The following is an 18,363-nucleotide window of genomic DNA, read 5'->3' as shown; positions in this document are numbered from 1 at the left end:
TCGGCACGTTCCGGCCGGAGTCGCGCCCACGCCGTCATGAAACCCGTAAAAGGTGGCCTGGCAGCGTGTGCCTGCTGGAAATTCCGGCCCGACCTGCGCTCGGCCTCAGCAGCACACCCTGGGGATATTGATCGCTCCAGCATAACGGCTGAAGGCGGACGGGGATAGCATCGGCGGTGCCTGTCATGGAGGCAAGGGCAGCGCCTGTCCGCTCGGCGTTTTCCTGAATCAACATGGCGGACGGGAGGTGATAGCATCAGACTGCCAAGCCCATGGAAATTCCTCATCGCTGGCCGCGCCCTGCAGGCTCGCGTGATGTAGGCGCTGTGGTAGAATGAGCACGCTAATTTTACGATTTCAGCCGCTTTGACAAACGAGATCTGCAAGCAGGTGGCCAGGTGCCGGCCCCTTCATTGCGGAGGTTTTCCAAGCGACAGCCGCCTGTCCTCGATGCGAGCCCTGCCGGCCAGACCCTGACGACTGACTGACTCCATGACCCTTCTTGCCCTTGGCATCAATCATCGCACCGCCGCCGTCGATGTCCGCGAGCGCGTTGCCTTCACGCCGACACAGCTCGAGGCTGCGCTGGCCGAGCTGAAGCGTCTGCCGGAAGTTTCCGAGGCGGCGGTGCTCTCGACCTGCAATCGCACGGAACTCTACTGTGTGACCGAGGACGGTGCGCGCTCGGTTCTCGCATGGTTGAGCCGATACCATGGCCTGCCGGCTGAAGAGCTTGAGCGCTGCAGCTATCAACATCTCGGTGAGGAGGCGGTCCGCCACCTGATTCGCGTGGCGGTCGGCCTGGACTCCATGGTGCTGGGCGAGCCGCAGATTCTCGGTCAGCTCAAGGATGCCTATCAGTTCGCCCGCGGTACCGTCGGTCTCGGGGGGGAACTGGAGCAGCTCTTCCAGCATATCTTCCAGGTCGCCAAGCAGGTGCGTACCGAGACGGGAATCGGTGAGAACCCCGTCTCGGTGGCCTATGCCGCGGTCAGCATGGCGAGTCATATCTTCGATGACTTCTCGCGAGCCAATGCGCTGCTCATCGGGGCGGGAGACACCATCGAGCTGGTGGCGCGCCACCTCAAGGAAGCGGGCATCGCCAACCTGTGCATCGCCAACCGTACCGTGTCGCGCGCCCAGTCGCTGGCCGATGAGCTGGGCGGGACCGCCATCGGCTTGGAAGGCATTCCGCATGCCCTCGAGAATGCCGATATCGTGATAGCCTCCACCGCCGCTCAGCTGCCGATCCTCGGCAAGGGCATGGTGGAGCGTGCGCTCAAGAAACGCCGTTACAAGCCGGTCTTCATGGTCGATATCGCCGTGCCGCGCGATATCGAACCGCAGGTCGGGGATCTCGATGATGTCTTCCTTTATACCGTGGATGATCTGCAGGAAGTCATCGAGGAGAACCGTCGTCATCGCCAGCTGGCGGCTGCCCAGGCCGAAGAGCTGATCCGGCAGGGTGTCAGTGCCTGGCAGCACCGCAAGCGTGTGCGCAGTGGCGGAGAAGTCATCAAGCGTTATCGTAGCCACGGCGAGCAACTGCGTGCAGAGTGCGAGGCACAGGCGCTGGCCGAGCTTGATCAGGGCCGTGACCCGCAGGAAGTCGTGGCGCAACTGGCCCGTCAGTTGGCCAACCGCTTCATGCATCACCCGACCCTGGCGCTGCGTCAGGCGTCAGGCGACGATCGACAGGATATTCTTCAGACGGCGCAGGAGCTGCTGCTCGCGCCGGTTGATTCATCACAGGACCCTTCATGAAAGACAGCCTCATCACCAAGCTCGACACCTTCCATGACCGCTTCGAGGAGATCTCCGCCTTGCTGTCGGAGCCTGAAGTGATCGGGGATCAGGCCCGCTTCCGTGACCTGTCGCGGGAGTATGCCGAGCTTGAGCCATTGATCGAGGCATGGCAGCGCCATCGCGCCTTGAAGGAAGATCGCGAGGCCGCCCTCGGCATGTGCGATGACAGCGACGCCGAGATGCGCGAGATGGCGCGCGAGGAAGTTCGCGAGAGCGATGCGGCGCTTGACGTGCTGGAGGCAGAGATCACCCAGCTGTTGATCCCGCGGGACCCGGATGATGGGGCCAACGTCTTCCTTGAAGTGCGTGCCGGCACCGGCGGTGATGAGGCAGCGCTGTTCGCGGGGGACCTGTTCAAGATGTATTCCCGCTACGCCGAGCTCAAGGGCTGGAAGGTCGAGACCGTCAGCGCAAGCCACGGTGAGCATGGTGGCTTCAAGGAAGTCATCGCCCGCGTCAAGGGCGAGGGGGTCTACTCGCGCCTCAAGTTCGAATCCGGTGCGCACCGCGTGCAGCGCGTGCCTGCCACGGAATCCCAGGGCCGCATCCATACGTCCGCCTGTACCGTGGCGGTGATGCCTGAGGCCGATGAGGTCGGGGACATCGACATCAATCCGGCCGACCTGCGAGTGGATACCTACCGCAGTTCCGGGGCCGGGGGGCAGCACGTCAACACCACCGATTCGGCGATTCGCATCACCCACCTGCCCACCGGTGTGGTCGTGGAGTGCCAGGACGAGCGCAGTCAGCACAAGAACCGTGCGCGCGCCATGTCGTTGCTGGCAGCGCGACTCAAGCAGGCCGCGGTGGACAGCCAGGCACAGGCGACTTCCGATGCCCGTCGCAAGCTGGTGGGCTCCGGTGATCGCTCCGAGCGCATCCGCACCTACAACTTCCCCCAGGGGCGTCTGACCGATCACCGTATCAACCTGACGCTCTACAAGCTCAATGAAGTGATCGCCGGCCAGCTGGACGAGGTGATCGAGCCGCTGGTCGTCGAATATCAGGCAGACCAGCTGACGGCACTGCAGGAGCAATGAGGTGAGAATCGATGTCACGTTGGCAGCCGCAGCTGCCCGTCTGAGTGAGTCGGGCAGCGAGTCTCCGCGTCTGGATGCCGAGCTGCTGCTGGGAGAGGTGATGGGGCGCGATCGCACCTGGTTCTATACCTGGGGGGATCGCGATCTCGAGACGGAAGCAGGCGCCGAGGGCGTGGCTCGCTTCGAGGCGCTTCTGGCACGCCGAGCCGAAGGACACCCCGTCGCCCACCTGCTGGGCCGCCGTGAGTTCTATGGCCTGATGCTGCGCTGCTCTCCTGCCACCTTGATTCCGCGCCCGGATACCGAAGTGATGGTGGAGTGCGCGCTGGAGCTGGCCGAGGCGTCCGAAGGTACGCTGCTGGATCTCGGCACCGGCACCGGCGCCATCGCGCTGGCCTTCGCTCGTCATCGTCCGCAGTGGCAGGTGCTGGGGGTCGATCTCATCGAGGAGGCCGTGCAGCTTGCGCGTGACAATGCCGAGCATCTCGCGATTCCCAACGTCGAATTCCGGCGCAGTGACTGGTTCTCCGCCGTTCCCGAGACCGGCTTTGCGCTGGTGACCGCCAATCCGCCTTACCTGGCCGATGATGACCCGCACCTGGCACTGGGTGACGTGCGTTTCGAGCCGCGCTCGGCACTGGTGGCGCGCCAGCAGGGGCTGGCAGACTTCCTGCATCTGATCGAGGCCGCGCCCCGCCATCTGGCCGCGGGCGGTCATCTGATGCTCGAGCATGGCCTGGCCCAGGGCAAGGAAGTGCGCGAGGCGCTGCGCGCCGGTGGTTTTCTGGAAGTGGAAACGCTGGAAGACCTCGGTGGGCGAGAGCGCATCACGCTGGGGCGCATTGGCTGACGCCTCCCCGGCGGGCGGGAATGCAGGCCGGCCCGGACTTGCCAGAGGAAACCCCTGCTTTCAGTGGAGCCTGCGTGGAATCCTCGTCGCAGGCCTGCCTGTGCGGGCGTATCTCCTGTCGGGCGGGTATGGTAGTAATAAGCGATGCATGACTGGAAAGGTCGCCTGATTACCCCCGCGTTCTCGGGTTGCCTGACTGCACGAAAGACAGGAGTAAGGATGATCCTGCTGCAAGTCACCCTGCTGGGAAAACTATTATAATGAAAGCGAAATCACGTTCTCTGGACCGCATTGACCTCAAGATCCTGCGCTGCCTGCAAGAAAATGCGCGCATTTCCTATGTCGACCTCGCCTCCGAGGTGGGACTCTCCACCACTCCCTGTCTGGAGCGAGTCAAACGCCTCGAGCGTGCCGGCATCATCCGTGGCTACAAGGCCGTGCTGGACCCCAAGGCGCTCAAGGCCAATCTGCTGGTCTTCGTCGAGATCAGCCTCGAGACCCAGTCACCCTCCGTCTTCGATGAATTCCGCCGTGCCGTCTCCAAGCTGCCGCAGATCCAGGAGTGTCATCTGGTCTCGGGGCAGTTTGATTACATCCTCAAGTGCCGGATTCCGGAAATGTCCGCCTATCGGCAGTTGCTCGGGGATGTGGTGCTGACGCTGCCCGGGGTCAAGGAATCCAAGAGCTATGTGGTGATGGAAGAGGTCAAGGAGCAGTTCTCGCTGCATGTGCCGGACATCGAGGATCTCGACGCCAAGTGACGAGCCCCTGATGCCAGCGGCAGGGCTCAGGGTTTAGAGCTCAGGCCCAGGCCCGGCGGCCGGCCAAAGCATTCACTTCATTCACAGACAGACGGCTCACCTTCCATGCAAGATTCGCAACTGCTGCGCTATTCGCGTCAGATATTGCTCCCTCAGGTCGATATCGCGGGTCAGCAACGATTGCTGGCCGCGCGGGTGCTGGTGATCGGGGCTGGCGGTCTGGGGTGCCCGGCGGCGCTCTATCTGGCGGCAGCCGGTGTCGGCACGCTGGTGCTGGCCGATGATGACCATGTCGAGCTCTCCAATCTGCAACGTCAGATCGCCCACGGAGAGGCGGACATCGACCAGCCCAAGGCGCGCTCGCTCGCCAGCTCGGTGTCGGCGATCAATCCCGACACCGAGGTGATCGCCCTGTCCGAACGCCTTCAGGGCGAGGCGCTGGCCGAGCAGGTCGCCGCCGCGGACGTGGTGCTCGATTGTACTGACCGTTTCAGTTCGCGCTTCCCGATCAACGCCGCCTGCGTGGCGGCAGGCACGCCGCTGGTGTCGGGTGCCGCGATTCGTTTCTCCGGTCAGTTGGCGGTATTTGATCGCCGTGAGGCAGATGCGCCGTGTTACGGCTGCCTGTATTCGCCGGAAGAGCAGGGCGATGAAGAGCTGACCTGTGCCGAGAGCGGGGTCATCGCGCCGTTGGTCGGCATCATCGGGGCCTTCCAGGCGCTGGAAGCGCTCAAGCTGATCAGTGGTGCCGGGCATGTGCATCGAGGGCTCGCCACCTTCGATGGCCTGACCGGTGAGTGGCGACGCATGGGGCTCAAGCGTGACCCCGCCTGTCCGGTATGTCGTCGCTCGACATGACATGAGTGGATCACTCCCCGAGCCCCCTTCACGCCAATGCGTGGAGGGTCTGTCACCAAGCCCCGCAGCCTCTCAGGCTGCGGGGCTTTTGCTTTTCTGATCTCAAAAGTCTGACGCTGATGACCTCAGGGGCGTGCGCCATTGTGGGGCGTCAAAAGGGGGCAAGGCGGTACGTGTTGAAAATTTATACCTCGCGGGGCAATCAATATGCAGTATTTGCCGGTGACGTGTGGTAAATAACGCAAATATTCCCCGGGTCGGTGAATAAACTCAACAGTGGCGGGTAAGGAGGGGCATGGTCGGCTGCAGATCAGGCGCGACAGACGAGCCGCGGCGAGACCGCCAGGAAGCGCAGCGTGGGCGTGATGACATCCGCTCCTACTACCAGGCCAGTCAGCGTGTGACGCTTGCACCCTGTCCACCGTTGGCCGGGGAACGGCGCGCTGATGTCTGCGTGATCGGCGGCGGTATCACCGGCTGCTCAGCGGCTCTGCATCTCGCTGAGCGTGGCTATTCGGTCATCCTGCTGGAGGCGCGCGGCATCGGCTTCGGGGCTTCGGGACGCAGTGGCGGTCAGATCCTGCCGGGGCTTGGTACCGACATCGCCACGGTCGAGAAGGCTCTCGGCCGTGAGCAGGCGCATGCCATCTGGGAGATGAGTCGCGAGTCGGTTCGTCTCACCACCGCACTGATCGAGAAGCACCGGATCCCCTGTGATTATACCCGCGGCTATCTGCATGCTGCCGTCAAGCCGCGACATGTGCGCGAATTGCAGGAATTTCAGGCGCGCATGGCACGCGATCATGACTACCATGCATTGCAGTGGTTGCAGGGGGATGCCCTGCGAGCGCGAGTCGTTACCGATGCCTATCCCGGGGCGCTGCATGATGGAGAGGGTGGCCATCTGCATCCGCTGAATTACACCCTCGGGCTTGCTCGTGCTGCCCAGCGGGCAGGGGTCACGATCTGTGAACAGAGTCCTGTGCTCAAGCTCGAGCATGGCCGAAGTGGCAGTGGCATCGTCGCCAATGGCTCCGGTGGGCAGGCAGGGCGTGCGCGTGTGCATACCGCGCAGGGCAGCGTGAGTGCCGAGTTCGTGGTGGTGGCGACCAACGCCTATCTCGATGGCCTGGTCCCGCGGCTGGATGAGCGCATCATGCGCGTCGCCAATTACATCGTGGCCACCGAACCGCTCAGTGAAGCACAGGTTGCGCAGGTGTTGCCGGGCAATGACGCCCTTTCCGATGCCAACTTCGTGCTCGACTACTACCGTCTCTCTGCTGACAGGCGCCTGCTCTACGGGGGGGAGGTGAGCTATACCGGGCGAGAGCCGCGCCACCTCAAGACGCGCATGGACGGCAAGATTCGCCGTCTGTTTCCGGCGCTTGACGGGGTGGGGATCGATTACCGCTGGGGCGGTGACGTGGCCATCACCATGAATCGGGCACCGGACTTCGGGCGTCTTGCCCCGAATGTCTATTACGCCCAGGGGTACTCGGGACATGGCATGTCGCTTGCAGGGCTGGCGGGCAAATTGATCGCCGAGACGATTGCCGGCCAGGCGGAACGTTTCGATGTCTTTGCCGCCATGCCCCACCGCGCCTTCCCGGGTGGACACTGGTTGCGAACTCCTCTGCTGGTCCTGGCGACCAGCTTCTACACGCTGCGTGATCGGCTCTAGGCCGAAGCCATGATGAAGGTGCTGCACATTTGACATCGTTGATCATCCCGACAGCCCATGAGCGGGACACGACTGGTGAGTAATCGCAAGGGAGGCGCGATGAGCGCAGTGGACAGCAACGAGGGTATGGCGCCTGAGCGAGACACGAGAGAGTCGTCGGAGGCTGGCCAGCCCCGGTTCCAGTGCCGTGCCGCGTCATCCATTCAGCTCAAGGGGCTGCACAAGCGCTTCGGCAACGAGGTGGCGGCGCTTGATGGTGTGGATCTCGCCATTCAGCCCGGCGAGTTCTTCACGCTATTGGGGCCCTCCGGGTGTGGCAAGACGACGCTTCTGCGCATTCTGGCGGGACTGGAGGCCTTGGATGAGGGACAGGTGGTGATCGGCGGGCGCGATGTCACCGACGTGCCGCCGCATCAGCGCAGCGTCAATACGGTCTTCCAGTCCTATGCGTTGTTCCCGCATCTCAGCGTGCGCGACAACCTCGCCTTCGGTCTGCGCATGCAGGGCATGCCGAGTGGCGAGCGCGAGGCAAAGGTCGCCGAGATGGCCGAGTTCATCAAGCTGGGGAGTCTGGTCGATCGCCGGGTCGACCAGCTCTCAGGTGGTCAGCGCCAACGTATCGCGCTGGCGCGGGCGCTGGTCTGCGAGCCGGATGTGCTGCTGCTGGATGAACCGCTGTCGGCGCTGGATGCCGGGCTGCGCAGTCAGATCCAGATCGAGCTGCTGCGTCTGCAGAAGCGCCTTGGCATGACATTCGTGTTCGTCACCCATGATCAGCAGGAAGCGATGGTGATGTCGGACCGCATCGCGGTGCTCGACAGCGGCAGCATCCAGCAGGTGGGGACGCCGCGCGAGATCTATGAATGCCCGGTCAATGCCTTCGTGGCGCGTTTCATGGGGCATGCCAATCTGTTCGAGATCACGGCTCGCGATGACAGCCGCGATGACGCCGTCCGGCTGACCACGCCGCTGGGCATGCTAACGGCGCAGGCACCGGGCAGCGGCGGGTTGCTGCTGCTGCGCCCCGAGACGCTGGATCTGCGGCGGCGTCCCGCCAGCGAATTCGAACGCTACGACGTGCTGGAAAATCATCTGCCGGGCCGAGTACAGGAGCGACTGTACCGCGGTAGCCATGCCGAATATCGCGTGGAGGTGGCGGGTGTCACCTTGCAGGTGGTGGTCAACAATCGGGGCGGCCAGTTGCCGGACGTGGGAGACCACGTCGATGTGGTGGTGGCCGCGCAAGACCTGATCACGCTGGAGGCATGACGATGGCCTATCACGGGAGCTTGCCCACGGCACGCAGTCGCGCGGTGGTGGCCGAGTCACGCCACCTGCTGTTGACGGTCGCCCCCGGCGCGCTGTGGATCATCATCTTCCTGGTGCTGCCCAGTCTCTATCTGATGAGCGTGGCCTTCATGAGCAATGGCCCCTATGGCTTGCCGGAGATGCCCTTGTCGCTGACCTCGTTTACGCAGCTGGCGGGTCAGGGCTTTCTCGGCTGGAGCCCGGGCAACCTCATGACGCTGGGGCGTTCGCTGTGGCAGACCGTGCTTTCCACCGTGCTGGTGGTGCTGGTGGCGTATCCGATCGCCTATCACATCTCGCAGGCAGACCAGCGCTGGCGGCCGATCATGCTGCTGGCGGTAGTCGTGCCGTCCTGGACCAATCAGGTCATCCGCACCTTCGGCTGGATGAACCTGCTGGCGCCGGGCACGCCGTTGGCGGAGCTGGCCGAGGCCATGGGCATGATCGCGCCCAACATGGGGCTCTATCCGTCCAATTTCGCGGTCACGCTGGGGCTGGTCTACAACTTCCTGCCCTTCATGGTACTGCCGCTGTATGCCGCTTTCGAGAAGCTCAATCTCTCGCTGGTGGAAGCGGCGCAGGATCTCTACGCCTCGCCGCTCAAGGCCTTCTGGCATGCGGTATTCCCCCAGACGTTGCCGGGGTTGCTGGCGGGGGTGGTGCTGGTGGCGATCCCGGCGTTCGGCATGTACGTGATTCCGGAACTGCTCGGCGGTGGCAAGGGCATGATGCTGGGCAATCTGGTCGCCAATCAGTTCTCCGGCAGTGCCAACTGGCCACTGGGGGCGGCGGGAGCGATCCTGATGTTGATCGCGACCTTCATCGGACTCTATGCCATGCGTCGCATCGGCAGGCGCCTGGGTGGCGGTGAAGAGGTGGTGATATGACGCGCGGCGGACTTCACAAGGGTTTGCGGGGCTTCTGGTGGCTGACGCTCGGTTTTCTGTATCTGCCGCTGATCGTGGTGATGCTGTTCTCCTTCAATGCCTCCAACAGTGCCGCCAGCTTCACCGGCGTGTCACTGCGCTGGTATCGGCGCCTGCTGGGCAATGACGCGATTCTGTCGGCGCTGGGCAATTCGCTGCTGCTGGCAGTGGTGTCGTCATTGCTGGCGCTGATGATCGGCACGCTGATCGGGTATGGCATGTATCGCCACCGTCATCGCAAGCTGGGCTGGCTGATCGTGCTGATCTATCTGCCCATCGTGCTGCCGGACATCGTGTTCGGGATCTCGGAAATGACCTTCTTCGTCAAGATCAATGAGTTGACCGGTCTGCTGTCGCCGGGGCTGGGCACCATGATCATCGCGCATGTCACCTTCCAGATTCCCTTCGTGGCGCTGATCGTCTATTCACGCTTCGTCGGTCTGGATCCGACATTGTTCGAGGCGGCCAAGGACCTCTATGCCACGCCGCGCCAGCGCGTGCAGTTCTTCATGTTGCCGACCCTTAAGCCGGCGTTGATCTCGGGCTTCCTGCTGTCCTTCACGCTGTCGTTGGATGACTTCGTGATCAGCTTCTTTACCGCCGGACCGGAGAGCGCCACCTTGCCCATCTACATCTGGAGCGCGATACGCAAGGGTGTGACACCGGAGATCAATGCCATCGCCACCCTGATGATGGCGGTGGTCGCCCTGGCGGCGATCGTGAGTCTTGCGCTGGCACGCCGGCGCAGCGCTTCATGATTTCGCTGGAGGGTCACTCGTCGTACCCCGCCCCTGACCAGGCAGGCATGCCGGTATCGGGGCGGGCATTCACCACCTCTCTCATCGACTGAACGGAGCATCACAATGACAACTCACACGCTGCGTCTCGCGGTCGCCATCGGCAGTCTGCTGCTGGCAGGCGCCGCCCAGGCTGAAGACAGGAAGCTGTATCTCTTCAACTGGACCCAGTACATGGACCCGGAGATCATCACCGCCTTTGAAGAGGCTTTCGATGTCGAGGTGGTCGAGAATTATTACAACTCCCTGCCGGAAATGCTGGCCAAGCTGAATGCCGGCGGGGTGTCCCAATACGACATCATCGTGCCGTCCAATTACTACGTGCCGCGCCTGATCAACACCGGCCTGGTCCAGAAGATCGACAAGGCGAAAGTGCCCAACCTGGCCAATGTCGATGTGCAGTTCATGGACCCGAGCTTTGACCCGGGAGCCAACTACACCGTCCCGTATCAGTGGGGAGTCACCGGGCTGGTCTACAACGCCAGCACGTTCAAGGATGCCCCCAAGAGCTGGTCACTGCTGTTTGATCCTGCCGTCAATGCCTCATATCCGTTCAGCCTGATGGGCGATGGCCAGGTCAGCATGGGGGCGGCCTGTGCCTATCTCGGTCATGGCTATGACTGTACCGGCATGGATGCCTGGCGTGAGGCGGCCAGATTGCTGATCGAGACCAAGCATCGCGACAACTTCAGCGGCTTCTCCGATGGCACGCCGGCCCTGCAACAGCTGGCACGCAAGGTCACGCATGGTGCGCTGTCCTACAACGGCGACTATCTGTTCTATCTGGACGAGAATCCGGAGTCCTTCGCCGATATCAAGTACATGATTCCGGATGAAGGTGCCGAGAAGTGGGTCGATTCGATGATGATTCCCGCCAAGGCGCCGCACCCTGAGCTGGCACACGCCTTCATCAACTTCCTTCTGGACGCCAAGGTCGGTGCGCAGTTGTCCAACTACAACTACTACGCCAGCCCCAATGCCGCCGCCAGGCCGTATCTGGATGAGGTGCTGACCCAGCCACCGATCCAGCCCTCCGAGGACGACATGGCGCGTCTGGATTTCTCGCCGAGTCTCTCCGGTGAGCAGTTGCAGATCTTCCAGCAGTTATGGTCGGAAGTGCAGGCCCGTTGAGTCGGCGTCTCGTCGATCGCGGGCATCTCGTCATTGACCGCAGGCGCTGCCTGCGGTGTTCAAGGAAGGTGTTATGAGTGTCAATCACGTGGGTCACGAGCAGCCGGGTCATGAAGATGATGACGCGATCCTGCAGGAATGGTTCGCCGCTCACGGTATCACCGAGGTGGAATGTCTGGTCACGGATCTGACCGGCATTCTCAAGGGCAAGATCATGCCTGCGCGCAAGTACCTCAATGGCGGGCGGCCACGCCTGCCGGATTCGCTGTTCATCCAGACCGTCACGGGAGGCTATCCGGATGATGAAGACAGCCGCTTCTGGAATCCGGCCGAACAGGACATGCAGCTGATTCCGGACGTGAACGCGCTCTATCTGGTGCCGTGGGCGGAAGACCCCACCGCACAGGTCATCCACGATTGCTATTACCTGAATGGTGAGCCGGTCGAGCTGTCGCCACGCTATGTGCTCAAACGGATACTGGCATTGTATGCCGAACAGGGCTGGCAGCCGGTGGTGGCACCGGAGGCCGAGTTCTATCTGGTCAAGACCAATACCGACTCCGATTATCCGCTGGAACCGCCCATCGGCCGCAGCGGTCGGCAGGAGAGCAGCCGTCAGTCCTTCTCCATCGATGCGGTCAATGAATTCGATCCGCTGTTCGAGGAGATGTATGACTACTGCGAGGCGATGGGGCTGGATCTCGACACCCTGATCCATGAAGAGGGAGCGGGGCAGATGGAGGTCAATTTCGAGCATGGGGATGCTCTTTCTCTCGCCGACCAGGTGGTGATGTTCAAGCGCACTCTGCGGGAGACGGCGCTGCGACATGGCATGTACGGGACCTTCATGGCCAAGCCGATGGCCTATCAGCCGGGCAGTTCGATGCATATTCACCAGAGCCTGGTGGATGTCGAGTCAGGCAATAACCTGTTTGCCGATGCGTCGGGTCAGCCGAGCACGCTGTTCCGTCACTTCATCGGGGGCCTGCAGACCTATCTGCCCGCCGCGATGCCGTTCTTCGCCCCCAACGTCAATTCCTATCGGCGTCTGATGCGCAATGACACCAGCGGCTCCGCACCCATCAATGTCGAGTGGGGCCTGGACAACCGCACCGTGGGCCTGCGGGTGCCGGTGTCGGACGCGGCAGGTACGCGGGTCGAGAATCGTCTGGCGGGCGCCGATGCCAATCCCTATCTGGTGATGGCGGCTTCGCTGGCGTGTGGTTATCTGGGAATGATGGAGCGGATCGAGCCGCGCCCTCCGGTGGTCGGCTCGGCCTGGGAGGGCGGCAATACCCTGCCGGACGATATCGGCCCGGCACTCGATGCTCTGCATGCCTGTACGCCGTTGGCCAACATCCTCGGCGAGCGCTTCGTGAAGAGTTATCTGGCCGTCAAGCGTGCCGAGCATGGGGAATACTTCCAGGTCATCAGCTCCTGGGAGCGTGAGCACCTGCTGCTGCGTGTCTAGACCCCCTGCGGTACGCCAACGGATACCGGGAGGCCACGACATCCGTCGTGGCCTCCCGAGGTTCAGGGGAAGAGGCGGGCGGAAGAAGGGTTGTCGTCAGTGAGAGGCATGACGCGTCAGTCCGGCGCTCATGGTGTGTATCTGCAAGATGTCTTGTTCGCAGGTTGATCTGGTCTACCACAAGGATGCTGTCATGAGTGCCACTACCCCCCTGGAGCCTGCCGCCTCCTGGTATGCCGCTTCCGCCAATGTCGCCCCCGAGCGCCCGCCGTTGTCCGGTGAGGTCAGCTGCGATGTCTGCGTGGTCGGCGCTGGCTTCACGGGAATCTCGGCGGCACTGCACCTGGCCGAGCAGGGGCTCAAGGTGATGGTGCTGGAGGCCGCCTGCGTGGGATATGGGGCCTCGGGTCGCAATGGCGGGCAGATCGTCAACAGTTACAGTCGCGACATGGACGTGATCGAGGCGCGCTTCGGCGCACGGACGGCGCAGGCATTGGGCGACATGGCCTTTGAGGGCAATCGCATCATTCGGGACCGCATCGCTGACTATGCCATCGACTGCGATCTGCGCGACGGCAATCTCTTTGCCGCCTGCAACGCGCGTCAGCTCAAGGGGCTCAAGGAGCACAAGGCCCTCTGGGAGCACTATGGCAATACCAGTCTCGAATTGCTGGAAGGGGATGCCTACCAGCGTGAAGTGAGCGCCGAAGGGTATACGGGCGCCCTGGTCGACCACTCCGGCGGCCATCTTCATCCGCTCAATCTGGTGCTGGGCGAGGCCGCGGCCTTCGAGTCCCTCGGCGGGGTGATCTTCGAACATAGCCCGTTGGTGAGTCTCGAGCATGGCAGTCCGGTCGTGCTCAGGACGGCCGCTGGCGCCATCCGGGCCGAGCGTGTGGTGATGGCGGGCAATGCCTATCTTCACGGCGTGCTGCCGGAGCTCGAGGGCAAGTCGATGCCCTGCGGCACGCAGATCATCGCCACCGAGCCGTTGGCGGATGACGTGGCGCACGGGCTGCTGCCCAATGGCATGGCGGTGGAGGACTGCAACTATCTGCTGGATTACTACCGCCTGACTCGCGACAACCGTCTTCTCTTCGGGGGCGGTGTCAACTACGGCGGTGAAGACCCCGCCGATATCAAGGCCCTGATTCGGCCCAAGCTGCTCAAGGTCTTCCCGCAGCTGGCCAGCGTCAGGATCGACTATGCCTGGAGCGGAACCTTCCTGATGACGCTCAATCGACTGCCGCAGTTCGGCGTGCTCAATGACAATGTCTATTACGCCCAGGGGTATTCCGGGCATGGCGTGACCTGCAGTCACCTCGCCGGACGACTGATCAGCGAGGTGATGAGGGGGCGTGAGGGTCGCTTCGATGCCTTCGCGAACCTGCCGCATCTGCCGTTCCCCGGGGGACGACTGTTGCGAGTGCCGCTGTCTGCCGTGGGAGCCTGGTACTACCAGACACGCGACAGGCTCGGCCTCTGACGCACTCGAAGCGGGAGGTCAGGGCCAGTGGGCGCGCTCCGGCCGGAATGCCCACTGGGCAAGCGTGTCCGGGGTGAGGCGCCTCAGATGCTGCGCAGGTACCAGTCGTATTCCAGACGGCTGATGATCTGCATCGCGGCCTCGCGCTCCGCCCGGCGACCGGCAATGAAGACATTCAGGAAGCGCTCGCTGAAAGCGGCCGTGAGGGGGGCGCTTTCCTCCAGCAGCGTCAGGGCCTCGGGCCAGCTGTTGGTCAGGCTGGGCTCGAACTGATCATAGGCATTGCCGGTCACCGGCTCACCCGGGGAGATCCGATGGGTGATGCCATGGATGATGGAGGCCAGCAGCGTCGCCAGCAGCAGGTAGGGATTGACGTCAGCCCCGGCGACCCGATGCTCCAGCCGACGCGCCTCATTGGGGCCGGAGGGAATGCGGATGGCGACCGAGCGGTTGTCGAATCCCCAGGTGGGCGCCATCGGTACGTACAGGCCCTGCTGGAAACGGCGGTAGGAATTCAGGTTGGGGGCAAACAGCGCCATGGAGGCGGGCATGAGTTCCAGCAGGCCACCGATGGCGTGACGCAGGGTCTCGGTGCCCAGAGGATTCTCGCCGGGGTCTGCGAAGACATTGTGTCCATCGCGGTCCATCAGGCTCAGGTGCGCATGCATGCCATTGCCGGCTTCATCACCGTACGGCTTGGCCATGAACGTCGCGTCGAAGCCATGACGCAGGGCGACACCCTTGATCAGGCGTTTGAGCAGGACGGCGCTGTCACAGGCCTTCATGACGTCGTCGAGATGAATCAGGTTGATCTCGAACTGACCCGGGGCGCACTCCTTGAGCGCGGTATCCAGCGGCAGCTGTTGGATGCGTGCGGCATTCTGGATCTCTTCCAGAAAGTCGGCATATTCATCCAGCTCTCCGATGGAGTAGAGCTGGCTTTCCGTGGCGCGCTCACCCGTGAGCGGAGAGCAGGGTGGCTGCACCATGCCCAGGTCATCGCGCTCACGATCCACGAGATAGAACTCCAGTTCCAGCGCGACGACGGCGGTCAGCCCCATCCCGGCCAGAATATCGACCTGTTTCTGCAGCTGATTGCGGGGGTCCGCGAAGAAGGGACCGTCCCTGTCATCGCGCATGTTCATCAACAGCTGGCCTTGCTTGCCGCCGCGCAGCCAGGGGGCTGGCATCAAGGTGCCGGGGATCGGGCGGCAGACCTGATCCCCATCCCCGGTCTCCAGGCCCAGGCCGGTCTCTTCGATGGTGTTGCCGGCGATATCGATCGCGAAGACGGAGCCTGGCAGGTTGATGCCCTGCTCGTAGGCCTTTTCCAGATTCTCGCGCGGGATACGCTTGCCGCGCTGGATGCCGCTGATATCACTGATCAGCAGGTCGATGCTCTCGATTTCCGGATGGCGGTCCAGAAACTCTCTGGCCTCATCGACGTAAAGGCTGTTCATGGGGGGTCCTGTGAGCGGGTGGTGGCACATCATATATCGCCACGCCATCCCGTGTTGTCAAATAATTCACAGCGCTTACCCGCTGCACCCTCGAGGCAGTATCATCAGCTGAGGCGCTTTCTTTCGATCTCTGTCCCGTGGTTTCCCCTTGCTTGAGATTGCCTTCGTGCCTGATTGGCAAGGATGTCAGTTCAATCGATGTTGAATAAAACATACCAAATGACCGGGGTGCATGAGCGGCCCCTGAAGGAGAACCCATGACGTCTCGCCCTCTGGTGGGTGTGATCGCCTGCCGTCGCACGATTGAAGGCCATCCGGCGCACATGGTGACTGACAAGTACGTCAGTGCCCTGCGCGAATTCGGACTGGAGCCACTGGTGATCCCGGTATGGGAAGACGTCATGGCTGACTCGGCCAGAGCGCTGCTGGCGCGACTGGATGGTTTGCTGCTGACGGGCAGCTATTCCAACGTGCATCCGGCGCGGTATGGCGAGGCCATCGCGCCGGAGAATACCTATGAAGACACGGCACGAGATGCGTCAGCCATGGCCTGGGTACCGCTGGCGCTCGAGTTGCAACTGCCGTTGCTGGGTATCTGTCGCGGCTTTCAGGAGCTGAACGTCGCCTTCGGTGGCAGCTTGCATCAGGCGGTGCAGAACGTGCCCGGCTTGAGGGATCATCGTGAGCCCGAGGGCGATCTCGACGTGCAGTTCGCCCCCTCCCACGGCATCAGCATCCTGCCGGGCGGACGGCTGGCCGAGTTGTACGCCGCGCCTGAGGCGCGGGTCAATTCCGTGCATCAGCAGGGGATCGCGCGGCTGGGCGAGGGGCTGCGTGTCGAAGCGGTCGCTCCGGATGGTCTGGTGGAGGCGATCTCGATCATCGCAGCGGGAGCCTTCACGCTGGCGGTGCAATGGCATCCCGAATGGAAGCCACGTCAGCATCCGCTGTATCAGGCGATTCTGGAAGGATTTGCCGCAGCCTGTCGGGACAGGTCCAGGCAAGCATCATCCGTTCAGGAGACACCTCGTCAGCCATCGTGAAGATGACGACGAAGCCGTGTCCCGCGCGCCTGCAGACGCTGCAGGATGACACGGCGCTGGCTGCCTCTCCCGCGTTCTCGTGTGACCTGCCCCCCTCTTACCTGACTTCGGAATCCTGATCATGAGCCGTCCCCGGACATTGACCGATTGGCAGGCGCTCGCCGCCCGTCTGACGCCGCAACTGCAAGGCAATGCCTTCATCAATGATGACTTCGTGCCGGCGGTCAGCGGCGAGACCTTCGAGTGCCTCAATCCGGCCACTGGGGAACGATTGGCGAAGGTGGCCAGCTGTGACGGCGCCGATGCCGAGATCGCCGTCCGGCATGCGCGCGCCGCCTTCAAGAGGGGGGGCTGGTCGCGCATGGCGCCTGTCGAGCGCAAGGGCGTGCTGCTCAGGCTGGCGGACCTGATGGAGAGACACCAGGATGAGCTGGCGCTGCTGGATACCCTCGACATGGGCAAGCCGATCACCAGCGCGCTGGATGATGTGGCGGGAGCGATCGGCTCGATGCGCCATCAGGCCGAGTCCATCGACAAGCTGTACGGCGAGGTCGCGCCGACCGGCGAGCAGGTGCTGGGGCTGGTGCTGCGCGAGCCGCTGGGGGTGGTGGCCTCCATCGTGCCGTGGAACTTCCCGCTGATGATGACGGCCTGGAAGATCGCGCCGGCGCTGGCCGCGGGCAACAGTGTCATCCTCAAGCCGTCGGAGAAGTCACCGCTGTCAGCGCTGCGTCTGGCGGCACTCGCACGTGAGGCAGGTCTCCCGAGTGGCGTCTTCCAGGTGTTGCCGGGCTTCGGGCATACCGTCGGGCGTGCGCTGGCCCTGTCGATGGACGTCGAGTGTCTGGCCTTCACCGGTTCCACCGCCGTCGGCAAGCAGCTGATGCAGTATGCCGGACAGTCGAACCTGAAGCGCGTCTTCCTGGAGTGCGGTGGCAAGAGCCCCAACATCGTGTTCGCCGATTGCGCGGATCTGGATCGCGTGGCGGAGAGTGCCGCTGCCGCCATCTTCTACAACCAGGGCGAGGTCTGCATCGCCGGTTCCCGCCTGCTGGTGGAAAACTCGATCCGCGACGTCTTCGTCGCCAAGGTGGTGGCGGCTGCCGAGCGCATGCAGCCGGGCGACCCGCTGGACCCGACAAGCTTCATGGGGGCGATGGTCGACAGCACCCAGCATGAGCGCGTGATGGGCTACATCCGCAAGGGGATCGAGGAGGGGGCGGTGCTGCGTGCCGGCGGCGAAGACGTTGCCGGGCCGGGGCTGTTCATCCGTCCGGTGGTCTTCGATGGCGTCACGCCCGAGATGGTGATCGGCCGTGAGGAAATCTTCGGGCCGGTGCTGTCGGTCTTCGGTTTCGAGACCGAAGAGGAGGCGCTGGCGCTGGCCAATGACAGTGATTTCGGACTGGCGGCGGGGCTCTGGAGCCAGGACATCGGCCGCATCATGCGCATGACCCATCGTCTCGAATCCGGCCAGGTCTTCGTCAACAACTGGGCGGGGGGCGATCAGAGCATGCCCTTCGGCGGCGTGAAACAGTCCGGCAACGGGCGCGACAAGTCCCATCACTCGCTGGCGGAATACACCCAGCTCAAGAGTGTCTGGATCGCGCTGGACTGAGCTAGGCTGAACTGGGCTGGGCTGGGCTGGGCTGGGCTGGGCTGTACTGAAACCGGGCCGAACCGGGCTGTCACGCGTTGGCGGAAACACCGTGCAGCACGAAAAGAGGCCACGCGATCGCGTGGCC

At 63.2% G+C, this 18,363-nt stretch carries 15 protein-coding genes; 14 read left to right on the top strand and 1 reads right to left on the bottom strand.

Annotated features, from left to right (window positions below; genetic code table 11):
* Positions 1–492 precede the first annotated feature (492 nt).
* From hemA to HXS66_RS03460, 12 genes are all read left to right on the top strand, one after another.
* A complete protein-coding gene (gene hemA, locus HXS66_RS03515) occupies positions 493–1,764 on the top strand; it encodes a glutamyl-tRNA reductase (protein ID WP_084209244.1) in 1,272 nt (423 codons plus the stop codon).
* Positions 1,761–2,846, top strand: a complete 1,086-nt coding sequence (gene prfA, locus HXS66_RS03510; protein WP_077371499.1) for a peptide chain release factor 1 — start codon at positions 1,761–1,763, stop codon at positions 2,844–2,846. Before hemA ends, prfA begins: the two co-directional genes overlap by 4 nt.
* A gap of 1 nt (position 2,847) precedes the next feature.
* A complete protein-coding gene (gene prmC / locus HXS66_RS03505; protein WP_176492870.1) occupies positions 2,848–3,696 on the top strand; it encodes a peptide chain release factor N(5)-glutamine methyltransferase in 849 nt (282 codons plus the stop codon).
* Between the two features lie 260 nt (positions 3,697–3,956).
* Entirely contained in the window at positions 3,957–4,457 is a 501-nt protein-coding gene (locus HXS66_RS03500; protein ID WP_077371505.1) for an Lrp/AsnC ligand binding domain-containing protein, read from the top strand.
* A gap of 105 nt (positions 4,458–4,562) precedes the next feature.
* Complete coding sequence (locus HXS66_RS03495) at positions 4,563–5,315, top strand: molybdopterin-synthase adenylyltransferase MoeB (RefSeq protein ID WP_176492871.1); 753 nt, start codon at positions 4,563–4,565, stop codon at positions 5,313–5,315.
* Positions 5,316–5,610: 295 nt separating this feature from the next.
* The gene (locus HXS66_RS03490; protein WP_077371511.1) at positions 5,611–6,996 is read left to right on the top strand and encodes an FAD-binding oxidoreductase; all 1,386 of its coding nucleotides are present in this window, start codon (positions 5,611–5,613) and stop codon (positions 6,994–6,996) included.
* Between the two features lie 99 nt (positions 6,997–7,095).
* Positions 7,096–8,265, top strand: a complete 1,170-nt coding sequence (locus tag HXS66_RS03485) for an ABC transporter ATP-binding protein (protein ID WP_240704187.1) — start codon at positions 7,096–7,098, stop codon at positions 8,263–8,265.
* 2 nt (positions 8,266–8,267) lie between these two features.
* Positions 8,268–9,191, top strand: coding sequence for an ABC transporter permease (locus HXS66_RS03480; RefSeq protein WP_077371517.1), 924 nt, complete (start codon positions 8,268–8,270; stop codon positions 9,189–9,191).
* On the top strand, positions 9,188–9,988 hold the full coding sequence (locus tag HXS66_RS03475) for an ABC transporter permease (protein WP_176502842.1): 801 nt from the start codon (positions 9,188–9,190) through the stop codon (positions 9,986–9,988). Before HXS66_RS03480 ends, HXS66_RS03475 begins: the two co-directional genes overlap by 4 nt.
* A 105-nt stretch (positions 9,989–10,093) precedes the next feature.
* Positions 10,094–11,158, top strand: coding sequence for a PotD/PotF family extracellular solute-binding protein (locus tag HXS66_RS03470; protein ID WP_176502841.1), 1,065 nt, complete (start codon positions 10,094–10,096; stop codon positions 11,156–11,158).
* A gap of 73 nt (positions 11,159–11,231) precedes the next feature.
* Positions 11,232–12,629: a glutamine synthetase family protein gene (locus HXS66_RS03465; RefSeq protein WP_077371526.1), complete on the top strand. Its 1,398-nt coding sequence runs from the start codon at positions 11,232–11,234 to the stop codon at positions 12,627–12,629.
* Between the two features lie 193 nt (positions 12,630–12,822).
* A complete protein-coding gene (locus tag HXS66_RS03460; RefSeq protein WP_176502840.1) occupies positions 12,823–14,115 on the top strand; it encodes an FAD-binding oxidoreductase in 1,293 nt (430 codons plus the stop codon).
* 83 nt (positions 14,116–14,198) lie between these two features.
* Here HXS66_RS03460 and HXS66_RS03455 read toward each other — a convergent pair whose 3' ends face one another.
* Positions 14,199–15,575 carry a glutamine synthetase family protein gene (locus tag HXS66_RS03455; protein WP_176502839.1) on the bottom strand — a complete coding sequence of 459 codons (1,377 nt, stop codon included), beginning with the start codon at positions 15,573–15,575 and terminating at the stop codon, positions 14,199–14,201.
* Between the two features lie 257 nt (positions 15,576–15,832).
* Here HXS66_RS03455 and HXS66_RS03450 point away from each other — a divergent pair, with 257 nt between their 5' ends.
* Together HXS66_RS03450 and HXS66_RS03445 are read left to right on the top strand one after the other, a co-directional pair.
* Positions 15,833–16,618, top strand: a complete 786-nt coding sequence (locus tag HXS66_RS03450) for a gamma-glutamyl-gamma-aminobutyrate hydrolase family protein (RefSeq protein ID WP_084209234.1) — start codon at positions 15,833–15,835, stop codon at positions 16,616–16,618.
* Positions 16,619–16,739: 121 nt separating this feature from the next.
* A complete protein-coding gene (locus HXS66_RS03445; protein WP_176502838.1) occupies positions 16,740–18,236 on the top strand; it encodes an aldehyde dehydrogenase in 1,497 nt (498 codons plus the stop codon).
* The last annotated feature ends 127 nt before the right edge of the window (positions 18,237–18,363 follow it).

The sequence above is a fragment of the Cobetia sp. 5-11-6-3 genome (assembly GCF_013374055.1).
Taxonomy (GTDB): Bacteria; Pseudomonadota; Gammaproteobacteria; order Pseudomonadales; family Halomonadaceae; genus Cobetia; species Cobetia marina.
Note: the sequence above shows the minus strand (reverse complement) of the source record. Positions and strands in the feature narration are given on the sequence as shown.